Origin of the sequence: Flavobacterium sp. DSR2-3-3 (assembly GCF_049896585.1) — a bacterium.
Lineage (GTDB): Bacteria > Bacteroidota > Bacteroidia > Flavobacteriales > Flavobacteriaceae > Flavobacterium.
In genome coordinates, this window is record NZ_JAFCUP010000008.1 from 111405 (window position 1) to 123198 (window position 11794).

The 11794-nt window shown below is 35.7% G+C and carries 6 protein-coding genes; all 6 read right to left on the minus strand.

Annotation, left to right across the window (positions count from 1 at the left end; translation table 11 throughout):
- Positions 1 to 70 precede the first annotated feature (70 nt).
- Positions 71 to 2194, minus strand: a complete 2124-nt coding sequence (locus ACP7AQ_RS12095; protein WP_426095645.1) for a gliding motility protein RemB — start codon at positions 2192 to 2194, stop codon at positions 71 to 73.
- Between the two features lie 19 nt (positions 2195 to 2213).
- Entirely contained in the window at positions 2214 to 2957 is a 744-nt protein-coding gene (deoC, locus tag ACP7AQ_RS12100; protein WP_426095618.1) for a deoxyribose-phosphate aldolase, read from the minus strand.
- Between the two features lie 234 nt (positions 2958 to 3191).
- A complete protein-coding gene (locus ACP7AQ_RS12105) occupies positions 3192 to 3482 on the minus strand; it encodes a VanZ family protein (RefSeq protein ID WP_426095619.1) in 291 nt (96 codons plus the stop codon).
- Between the two features lie 79 nt (positions 3483 to 3561).
- A complete protein-coding gene (gene gcvH / locus ACP7AQ_RS12110; protein ID WP_426062968.1) occupies positions 3562 to 3942 on the minus strand; it encodes a glycine cleavage system protein GcvH in 381 nt (126 codons plus the stop codon).
- Positions 3943 to 4036: 94 nt separating this feature from the next.
- Positions 4037 to 11182 carry a cell surface protein SprA gene (gene sprA / locus ACP7AQ_RS12115; protein WP_426095620.1) on the minus strand — a complete coding sequence of 2382 codons (7146 nt, stop codon included), beginning with the start codon at positions 11180 to 11182 and terminating at the stop codon, positions 4037 to 4039.
- Between the two features lie 25 nt (positions 11183 to 11207).
- Positions 11208 to 11789, minus strand: a complete 582-nt coding sequence (gene ruvA / locus ACP7AQ_RS12120) for a Holliday junction branch migration protein RuvA (RefSeq protein WP_426062966.1) — start codon at positions 11787 to 11789, stop codon at positions 11208 to 11210.
- Positions 11790 to 11794: the final 5 nt, after the last annotated feature.

The window sequence follows — 11794 nt, forward strand, 5'->3', positions numbered from 1 at the left end:
ATTTGTTCTTAAAAACTTTTGCAAAAGTAGTACATCAAAAGGGATTTGACAAAAAACAATTCACAAAAAATTAATAATCAAAATACCAATTGAAAATATCAGCTCGTAGCCCCAAAGTTAACCAATTAGTGCTCTGATTGAAAGTAGTTGCCGTATTTTTTGTTGGATCAAAACTTCTGTAAATATAACTTCCGAAGAGTTTTAAATTTGTAGCCGGATTTATTAAATAACCTCCTTGAAAATCAGCAATAAAAACAGCGGTTTTATTTCCTTGTCCCACTTTTACTCCGCTATCAAACGGTCTTTTTTCATCATAATCTTTATAGATATTTCCACCGTAATTGAAATTATCCGTAGCGGTATCAAAATCCAGTCCTCTAGTTCCCATAGTAATTTTTGCATCAGCAAAATACCTTCCTTTGTGATAACGGGAAATGGCGACTAATTCTTTGAAATTCCCTCCCCATTGGTGGCCTATACTTTGGTTGTTGTGCCCATAATTTGTAATTGGCATGCTATGAGAATATACATACGGACGCACATGATTGTATTCTAATTGCAACAGTAAATTATCTACTTTGAAAGCGTTGTAGTACTTAACACCCAACTGATAACCGTATTTATTTTTCCAACTATTATCGCCTTTTTTGACGTCTCCGAGAGAAAATTCATCCAGAATAAACTGTCCGTAAAAATTAATTTGATTGCTCCATTTGTATTTATATGTCAACCCTAAAATTGCATTTCCGCTTCTGGCCGAAGATGCAAATTCAACCGAACGATAAAAAATAATTGGATTCACAAAACTCACGTCAAATCCTCTGTCATTCGTATTAGTCCAAATCACAGATTCAAAGAAACCAAGATTTAATTTATTAGAAACATTCCAACTCAAATAATGATTTGCCATAAACTTTGTGGCATACGTTCGTTCTAACGTCACTTCCGGTCGAACATCTTTGAGCCACATGTACGTATTGGTATATTTTATTTTCCAAAAATTAGTATTCAATTTAAAATAAGGATATGGGCTGGAACCATCACTTTCTAATAAAGATCGGTATCCATCCCCAATGAAATTTCTGCCGTAACCCAACTGTAAATCGACATGTTTGGTTGGCGCAAAAGTCAAATTGGCTTCTGCCGATGGGAAATCATAAGCATCCGTTTTGAAATCTTTTGCAATTCCCACTCCAGGAATAATGGCTGGATTTCCTCCTGCAGGTCTAATTGATTTTGCGTAATTGTTAAAATAATCCGCAAAACGTCCCTGACTTTCAAAAACAGTTGTGGTAAAATTCAGCATTTTGCCCAAACCACCACGAAAATTGATTCCGCGTGTATTTACATAGGTATACGAAACATCACTCTTAGAAGCTTTACCAACTTGCAAATCAAATATTGGATTTAGTGTAAACCAATAGTCATCTCCTTGAATTTCGACCATGTTTTCATTCCATAATTTTCTCGCCCACCAACTTGAGGATTTCTTTCTTAGCTTCTCATTTACTGCCTTGAGATCATAATATTTAGAAACTTCTGCATATGTGTACGGCTTTGAAGCCGTATGATTGTTACTCCCCATTTGGTTTAACGAAGCATCAAACTGCGCATAATAACTATGTGAAAACGGGATGTTCAAATGACTCTCGAACTCAGGACTATTAAATTTCTTGTAAATAATACTATCCAGTTCCGTTAGCTTTTTTGTGTTGTTGGGAACGATTTTGGCTTGCGCCAAAGTTTCAGTGGCTACTGCTTCCCTACTTTTCAAAGGAATCGAAATTGTCATGGTAAACTTAGCGTACGTTGGTTTTCCATTATATGTTGATGACTGGATTTTTGGGAATTTACCAAAAACTCTTTTCGTTTCAGCAATCAATTTCTCCTCAGTTGCATCAACGTAAATCACTTTAAAAAATCCATTACTGTCTACTTCAAAAAGTACTTTTATATTGCCTTGAAAATTGTTTTGTTTCAAATCCTCCGGAACTTCAAAATTTGCAAAAACAAAATCCTGAACCTGATTGTAAAAACACGTCTCTAATGCATTTGACTGTAAGTTGGCGCAATCCGAAAAAATAGGAAAACGTTCCGCAGTACTCCCTGATTGAACAGTAACACTTGTAATTTCTTGCGCAGAAATTAAAAAAGAATTCAAAAGTATCAGTAAAACTAAAAATCCTTTGTTCATGCTTATTTTCTTTTTGAATTTAATATTCATCATTTGAATTTTGACCATTAGCTATCATTTTCGCACCTGAAGTTCCTATTCTTTTCACCCCTAACTGAATCATTGCAACCGCTTCATCATAGGTTCTGACTCCGCCAGCAGCTTTTACCGGAAGAGGCGAGGCATTTTCAAGCATCATCGTTATGGCAGGAATAGTGGCGCCATTTGGTAAATCATTTTCAGTTTTATAAAATCCGGTGGAAGACTTCACAAAAACTTGAGGAAACAGCTCTTGTTCAAAATTAGAAACAACAACATTTTTTATCAAGCTTGATAATTGAATAATTTCTTTTTCGGTTAGTGCTGCCACTTCAATAATCCATTTTACAACTTTCTTGTGAGCCAAACCGAATTGGGTACATTTTAGAATTTCTTCTTTAACGACATCAATTTCGCCATTCTTGAAAGCTTCGTAATTGCATACAAAATCCAAATCATCTGCGCCATCCTGAATAGCCAGATCAGCTTCTTTGAGTTTATCTTCTAACGAAGATTTCCCTTCTGGAAAATCAATTACAGTACCTATTTGGACAATCGAATTCGATTCCGTAATCATTTTTTTTGCTAACGAAACCATATTTGGCCGAATCATAATAAGTTTAAAATGCTCTTCAATAGCTTCCTGAATAAATTCCTTAACGATAAGAATATTTTTTTTTTCACTGATTCCCACCTGTTCAGCCGTTTTTAAATAGGTGGAATCTAAATATTGCTTGATATTCATGGCGTTTTTGATTTCTTTATAATAACGAATTCTGACTCACAAAAATACATTATATCTGCACATAAGTTTCATATAAAACGCTACTATTTCTTTTTTTTAAACGTAAACCAAAGCTCCCTGCCATATATATAAAACAAGACTTTAAATAACATCGTTGAAAACATTATTCATACCTTTCCTGAAACCTGCAAAAACAAAAAATCCCACCGAAGTGGGACTTTATTTATTTTAAAATTATCTGAGCTTAGTATTTAACTCAAATAAAAGAACAAGCACTACTGCTAAAGTCGCTCCTGATACATTTGCTAAAACATCAAGTATATCTGCATGTCTGGTTGTCGTTAGTAATTCTTGTGCTATTTCGATTCCTATTCCAAAAAAAACAGAAAACAGAAACGAAGCAATCAAAGGATTAAAACTACTGGCATCAATTGACCGGCTTTTAAAAAACAAAAAACAAAACAATGTAAGCACAAAATGAAAAAAGGCATGCACCAATTTATCCAAATTTGAGACATTTCCCATTGGGACATTATTCAATTGTACCAAACAAAAAAAAGCAATTATTCCAGTCCAAAGTAAAGCGACCCAAAAATAAAGCTGTTTACGCACCTATTAATTCTTTGTATGATTCACTAGAAAGCAATCCATCAACTTCAACCATATTAGCTATTTTTACTTTGATCATCCATCCAGCACCGTAAGGATCAGAATTTACACTTTCCGGATTACTTTCTAAAGCGTCGTTGAAAGCAATGATTTCACCTGCTACTGGAAGAAACAAATCGGAAACCGTTTTTACCGCTTCCACTGTTCCAAATACTTCATCTTTTTCTAAGGATTGATCTAAAGTCTCTACCTCAACATAAACGATATCTCCTAATTCTTTTTGAGCAAAATCAGTAATTCCTACTGTTGCGATATCGCCTTCAATACTAACCCATTCGTGATCTTTTGTGTACTTTAAATTTGCTGGTATGTTCATCTAAATTGTAATTGATAATTATTAATTGATAATTGAAATTTTCTTTGACAAATGTAACAATCTTCTATCCAAATCTGGTTTAGATTTTGAAAAATTAATTTCCAAAATTATAACGAAGCGTAAAACCGGAACGAACATTCGTCAGCGGAAAAGAAGTAGAGATTACTGCTTTCGAAAAAGAATGATCATAATAGAAAATAGCCGTCAGGTTTTTGCTGAATGCGTAATCCGCCGTCAATTTTATAGACCATATATTTTGTCCGCCTGCCAATTGATTGTTATCATAATCTAAATAACGAACGATTGTCTGATTGTTTCGATACGATAAATCTCCTTTCAAATTGATGTCGCTTTTTATTATTCCAGTTGGATTATCCGCCAATCGAGAAGAGAAAATCACATCTTTGAATCGATACCCCAATCCTACCACATATTCAATTCCTTTTACTTCCGTCAATAAATTATTATCGAAACTCATTGATAATGCTCTGTCTTTTTTAATTTCAGTCAATACTTTTAAAGAACTTTTTAATTCAAAATCCATTCTCAACAACGGACTAAATTGTTCTACTAAGTTGATATTAGACATAATTGTCTGATTGAAAAAGTTACCGCTGGCATCTACACCATCTGGCGCATTATCATATTCAAAATTCGATCTGAATGCATTTATAGTGTACGACGCGCGATAATTGTGTTGCAAAGAGAAGCGTTTGAAATTCTTCTTGAAAATATCATAACGCATCAATCCATTGTATTTTACTGCCCAGTTCGGTATTGGAAAACTTCTGAAAATTCCAAGGGAAACATTTGAGGCGTCACCTCCGGAATAAGCCGCTAAAAAGGCCGGCAACAATACGGCTTGATTATTTTTTCCATATCCTAATGGAAATCCTTCCGCATCAATATTGACAGGATTATTAATGTCAATTCCTCTTTCTGTTGCTAAACGGTTTGCTACCGTTAGTCGATTCATTCTGAAATCATCAAACGCTATTGACGAAATTTCATCACTGGTAGAAAATGAGGTCTTTATTAATACTGCCGATATAGAGAAAATACCTGTACTATAAGGCGATCTCGGATTGTAAATTCCATCGGTAACATCGTATTGTTCTGACGAATTTTTAGAATAAGCCCTGTCTAATGTCAAATCAATTTTTAAATCGGGAAACAAATCTACATTGGCTGTAGCCTTAAATAATTTATTGGTGACTTGGGAGAAATTTTGGTTAAAGTCCGCATAATTCGTCAACCAACCATTTTTGGCCGCCTCATAACGAACATCATCCTGACTTCCAAATATAAATCCTAACGACGGTCTTGAAGATCCCAAAAACCCAACACCCGGGGTATATCCTGGTAAAATTGTACCGCTGTTGTGGGTATAATTCATTTGAATATTCTTTACGCTGGTCAAGACTCCAATTAAACCATCAACAAATACATTGTTTTTGGGAATTTGACTGGCACTTGTATTCACTATTTTTTCGCCTGGTTTCGGCGCCGCCGCTTTTGGTTTTGGAAGCGCTTTATTATTGTTTTTTGTCACTCCTAAATACTTGTACAACATGTCCATATTGAATGATGCATTCAAATTATTGGAGCTCGCATTCTGAATTGTATTTCCTAAATTATAATCTTGCCCGTCAATTTTAATTTGCGATAATGCATTAGAAGTTCGTTGCCAGCTGTAATCACCCGTGTAGGAGTAATTTGCTTTGACAAAACTGAATAATGGAATCTTACTAATAGGAATTTCATAATTTAAAACCAATTGTTGCATGTGCTGGTTTGGATCTCCAATATCCCAATAACTGTCCCAAATAGTAAAACTGTCAATAGGCTCGTTATCCTCATTTAAATAGTTTTTCACGATATTGCTTGAAGATGCCGTGTAATTTAATTTCAACGATTTTGTCAAATTATAATTGAACCCGTATTGATAATTGAACGCAAAATTTCTGCGGTAGAGCGGGTCAATTCCAATTCCTTCCACCTCAACTTGTCTGAATTGTTGACGGTTGTATTGTCTGTTGATATTTGTATTAAATGAAATATTGGAAGGCAAATAGTTAAAATTGAAATCGCTTAACAGCTTCCAATAATTACTTTTCTTCATGAATTTAGTCTTCTTGAACGGCTCCACTGGTTTAGACTGAAAAGTGTACGCATAATCCACAGATGAATTTGCTTGCTGATCTGCGTAATCTTCTATTTCAAAATCATGGCGTTCCACTTCGTTAAAAGACTGAGAGAACGTGAAGTTTTCAGGATCATAAACATGCTGTTTCTGTTCTGGCTGGCGCTCTTTTCTCACTCCGATAAAGTTGATGCTCTTGCGTTTTGTATAATCAACTGCTCTACTGGTAATATTGTCTTTCTTATTTTGATCGGTTGTATTATCAAGCAGCTGTTTTAATTTTATATCTTGATTAAAAGGATCGTATTCCGGAGTTATTGTTTCTTCACCAATAGCGTAATTGAACGGTAAATTGACACCCCATTTTTGCGGCAATAATTTTCCAAGATTTACATTGGTCACAATACTATATTGCTCTGTATCCTCACGGTTTCTCTCGTTTGGCCCTTGTTCTAATGCGCCAAAACCAATAGTGCTTTTTCTACCTGATGCAGAAACGGTGGCAAAATCAGCTAAATTCGAATCTACATTCAATACTGCCGCCATTCCGCCCTGGTTGTCCATATCTGCCAAACGAAGTTCATTAAACCAAACTTCTCCTTTAATATCGTTTAGAAGATCGTTGTTTTTCACACCGACCATAAGTGTGCGGACTAAACCAAAATTTGGATTTCCTTTTATCCCTAACTTTAATGAACTGCTTCCGTCTCCGTCTGGTTTACTAAGATCCGAATCTGGATAATAAATCCCGTCTAATGGCAGCGTTTTTGGGTCAACACTCATCGCTAAAATCTTCAATTTAGTCAATAATGCCAAAGACAAATCAATTTCATTCTCTTCTGGCCAAACCGCTTCTGCACTCAAAGGAGCGCAATCAGCATTGGATGAAGATAAAGCAACCGTTACTTTTAATGGAATCTCAATTTGATAGAAATTTTGAGTAAAGTCATTTCCAAAACGGATAAATCCAACCATTTGATTGTCTTGAAGTGCAATTTCGCCCATTAAAGATTCTGCGTGCAAAAACATTTTCAATTTCTTGAATTGACGCATATCAATACTCACATTTTTAAAGACTGCTCTGGAATCTTCCGGCTCTAATCCATCGCCGGAAACTCTCAATGCTAACGATTGCTCATTTTGATTGATTATCGTATTATTATTGAATAATTGTTCCCTTTGTACTCCCGGCGGTGTAATATAATTTACCGGACATCTTTCGTTATTTTCCTGAACGTTAACTGCCAAAACATCTAAATTAGTGTCGTCATTCAAAACATTCGTATCATTAAAATCAAGGGTATTGGTATACCTTCTCCATTCGCCACGAACTAAATCAAGGGCACCAAAACGAATCGTTACTTCCTCATTAAACCCAGTCATAAACATTCTCATGAAACGGATGGATCTAAAATCAGAAATATTTCCAATCGTATTTTGAGGTTGAGAAACCGGAATTTTAAATTGCAACCATCTGGCCTCTGTAGTAGAACCATCTGGCAGTGTCACTTGTGTGTTTCTTATATCGGTGATGTAATTTTGTCCAACATTCATTCCAGGTTGCACATCAACACTATACTCATAATACGCATTGATGGTGTTCATGGTATTGTCTCTGTTTATATCTTCGACATCGGGTACCGTTGATGATCCTCTATTGGGATCAGTGATGTCTACCGCTGAATTCCCATCTGTACCATTATACCTTTTATACCGATCCAAAATTCCTCCTGAAGCATTCAGATAAAAGGTGTAATCATCTGCTGCAGGATCCAGTTCCGAGGCGAAATTCGTATAAACCGCTCCTTCATTGGCATTAGCCAGACCGTCCAGACCAATATCCTGATTTTTTCTGTTATCAGCATTAGTATCAAAAGCATAAATTAAGGATTGGGAACCAGGAACATCTCCCCACAACGGTCTTGGATTAACCAAAATCTGGTCTGGCCCAAGTCCATTTTCATATTGTTTCCTTCCGTCTTTCAAAACATCTTCTGCTATTTCCCCTAAATTGAAATATATTTTTCCAGTATTTGATTGAGGAGCCTGACCATTTCCAACATACGGATCTAACACCCAAAACTGAATGTACTCCACATTTCCTTGTTCGAAATTTGTTGAATTTAACGATCGCATAATTCCACCAAAGTTATCTGCTGGATTTGAAGCTCCATTTGGATTATTGTTATACGGTCCTCGCTCCGATGGATAATAACTTAGATCCAATGTGTTTACAAGTTGTGATTGTCCTTGTGCAATATCTGTTAAAGGATACAGTTCCTCACTGAAAATTCTTCGGGTTTTATTGAAAGATAAATCTTCATTTGAGATTCCAACGGGCTTTTGCGTATAAAAAACAGGATCAATAGAATACCACGCTAATTTCGCTCTTTTAAATCCATAACTCAAATCATTGGCACTTGCATTGAAATCATACGTGCTTGATGGGTTTCGCTCCGGTGTGGATGCTAAGCTCCAAGAATACGGGGAACGCATGTCAATGGTAGATTGCGAGCCCTCAAAATCATCAACATAGATGGTCGATTCTCCCTGAAATTGATCCGCTTTTGGCGAGTCCGGTTTCAAAAAAGCTATTTCGCCTCTAACCGAAAGGTTAGAAGGAACATCGGTATCAATATTTGGTAATTTATTTACCAAACGGGTTAAAAAAGGAACTTCAGTGGAGAAATTCGTGTTGAATCCAAAAATAGTATTGTTGACGGATTCCTGACCAAAGCTTGATTTTTGTGTAAACGGTCGTTCAGACATTTTTAAGAATGTACCCCCAACCACAAAGTTATCGGAAATTTTATGCTCGACATTCAGTCCCATGAATCTCCTGGTTTGCTGACCAAAAACCGAGTTGTTTTCCAATGACACTTCAATAGGTGTGTTTGATGCTTGCAACGAGGGGTCCAAAATTTGAACACGGCCTAACTGATAGTTGACGCTGTAATCAATTCCTTCAACCAAAACTCTTCCCGCTGCGGTAACCACAACCGAACCCTGAGGAACATTGAATGCGCCAATTGGGATTCCGTCACTACCGGTCGATTTATATTTTCCTCTCAATAAAAATTTATTTTTGTCACTGTCCTGCAAAGCGCCAGATTGTGTATTTCGGTACATACTGCGAAACACATATTTCTTTTGATTTTCATTATAAGTACTACTGTTATTATAATTTTCTGCGGAACCTGTATTAGATAATTTAGAAAACAACAATTCTCCAAAAGGCTCTTTGGTGGTGAATATTATTCTTCCGTTTTGCGCATCAATAGTCAAGCCTGGCATAAAATCAAAAAAACCATCTCCACCAGTTTGCGGATCATTGTTGTAATTTAATTTATCCAAATTGAATACTTTCAACAACGGCGTTTCGGAAACTTCATTTTCTTTCGTAGGATTTGCTGGAAAAGGACTTCCCGGAACTTCGGTAATATAATTTAATGGCGAAGGATCTGTGTAAAGAATATTAAATCTAAAATCCTCTTGTTTCAATTGATAGCCGCCTTGAATTTGATAGATATTTTTCATCATCAAATTCCAAACTGGATTTTTAACATTGGTCAAATTACTTTTCAACATTTTCAATACCAGACTTTGCGAAATAATAGCTTGGTTTGACGGACTGTTTCCTGTAACCACAGTTGCATCTACGCCATCATTACCAAATTCTCCCACCTGGTAAACTTTATCACCAATCGTATACTGGTACGCCACTGCTAAAACCTCATCATTCGCCAATCGTTGTTGCAATGAAATATATCCTAATTGTGGATTGAATGCATATTCATTTGGATTCAGTTTCCTGGCATTTTCCAATTTAGAGTAATCCTGACCTTCGCTTACTGTTGTATTAAAACCGGAATTCGAAGTTACTATTTCGCGAATATTAGGGTTCAGCAAACCAGTTCCCGTGAGAATCTGGGCCGGATCATAATCATTATTGGAATTGTCCGTAGGAGAATCTAAAGGATTGTTGAAAATCCCTGTTGAAGGATCTAAAACAACTACTTCATTATCAGGCAAACCAGATAATTGCCCTTCTCCTAAATCCTGAAGCGCAATGATATTTCTTAGATTATTATTGGTCGCAGTAACTCGGTTTTGTTTGTTGGTTACCCAAATTTCAATTCTGGAAATTTGGACTCTACTATCGATGAAGGGATAATTTGTCAGCGATTTATCATATCTATTTCTAAAATATTGGGATAAGAAAAAGTGCCTGTCGCTATCATAATCCAAAGCAAACATTTCAAAATTCTCAATTGTTCCTCCTCCTTGAGCAATTAAACTCTTTGTTTGTGATTTTTGTTCCGAAAAAACGCCTGTTATTGTTGTTTTTCCAAATTGCAGTTGCGTTTTTACACCAAACAAACTTTGCGCGCCTCGAATTAAAGAACTGTTTAGCGGCATGCTGACATTTCCCACTTCAATTTTTTGAATGATATCATCCTCAGTAGGAGCGTAATCTAACTTGATTAAATTTTGAAAAGCAAATGTAGACTGCGTATCATAATTGGCATTCACATTAAGTCGTGTTCCTACTTTCCCCATCAAGCTCATACTTATTCTTTGATCAAAATCGAAAGAAAGATTGGATCTGTTTCTTGGAGAAAAAGATGGATTATCTTGTTTGGTGTAGCGCATTCCCAAATCCATTTCTACAGATCCGGTAGGTTTTACATCAATTGTGTTACTTCCAAAAATAGATTCAAACAGTCCTGATTTTATGTAATATCTGGGTAACAAATCTCTTTTTGCAAGTTCGCTTCCTTCTTTTTTCCCATCAATTGCGTCTACCTTTTTCTTAAAATAATCACGCATCGATTCTTTCAAAACAAGGCTTTCGTACTCTTTTGGTGTTAAAATAATAGGATAATTTATAGAAAATCCATCAACAGAATTAGTGTAAACATAACGATCCGTAACAGGATCATACGTGTAAGCAGAAAGAATGCTTTGAGGGTTTTTTAGTTGAAGTTTCCCAATAGAAAAACCAGTTTTGACGGTATCCTGAGCTGCTTGTTCTACTTGTGCCTGCGACACTACTCCACAAAATAAAACAAGTAAAAAAATACAAATTTTATGCATACAACTCGTTTTTCTTGAATACCTTTTATAGGTTTTTTAAAGCTTTTTTGATAATTGATTCTACAGAAGCATCTGGATCTTCTTTGACTATTTTTTCAATAATTTTTTCTGAAGTTTTTCGTACAAACCCAAGAACTTCCAAAGCTGATAACGCTTCATCTCGATTAGTATTGCTTTGCGACATAGAAACTTCATCTAAATCATATAATTTTAATACTTTTTCCTTTAAATCCAATATTACCCTTTGAGCTGTTTTACTGCCTATTCCTTTTATTGATTGAATAGTTATTACATCCGCAGATGCAATGGCATTTGTAATTTGTTTTGGATCTAATGAGGAAAGCATGGTTCGGGCAATACTCGCTCCTATGCCGGAAACAGATAATAAAAGCCTAAAAATTTCTCTTTCTGACTTTTCCATAAAACCAAAAAGCGTATGCGCATCTTCTTTTATCTGAAGATGCGTATAGACTTTTATTAAATCTGTGTTTGGTAATAAGGAATACGTATGTAAAGAAATGTTTACATGGTAGCCAACACCGCCACAATCAATGATTATTTGTGTCGGCGATTTCTCTACCAATTTGCCTTGTAAATGTGCTATCATGAAGT

Excerpts from the sequence above, each read along its gene's own strand:
- ACP7AQ_RS12095 (WP_426095645.1), bottom strand. The coding sequence starts at position 2,194 with ATGAACAAAGGATTTTTAGTTTTACTGATACTTTTGAATTCTTTTTTA.
- deoC (WP_426095618.1), bottom strand. The coding sequence starts at position 2,957 with ATGAATATCAAGCAATATTTAGATTCCACCTATTTAAAAACGGCTGAA.
- ACP7AQ_RS12105 (WP_426095619.1), bottom strand. The coding sequence starts at position 3,482 with ATGGGAAATGTCTCAAATTTGGATAAATTGGTGCATGCCTTTTTTCAT.
- gcvH (WP_426062968.1), bottom strand. The coding sequence starts at position 3,942 with ATGAACATACCAGCAAATTTAAAGTACACAAAAGATCACGAATGGGTT.
- sprA (WP_426095620.1), bottom strand. The coding sequence starts at position 11,182 with ATGCATAAAATTTGTATTTTTTTACTTGTTTTATTTTGTGGAGTAGTG.
- ruvA (WP_426062966.1), bottom strand. The coding sequence starts at position 11,789 with ATGATAGCACATTTACAAGGCAAATTGGTAGAGAAATCGCCGACACAA.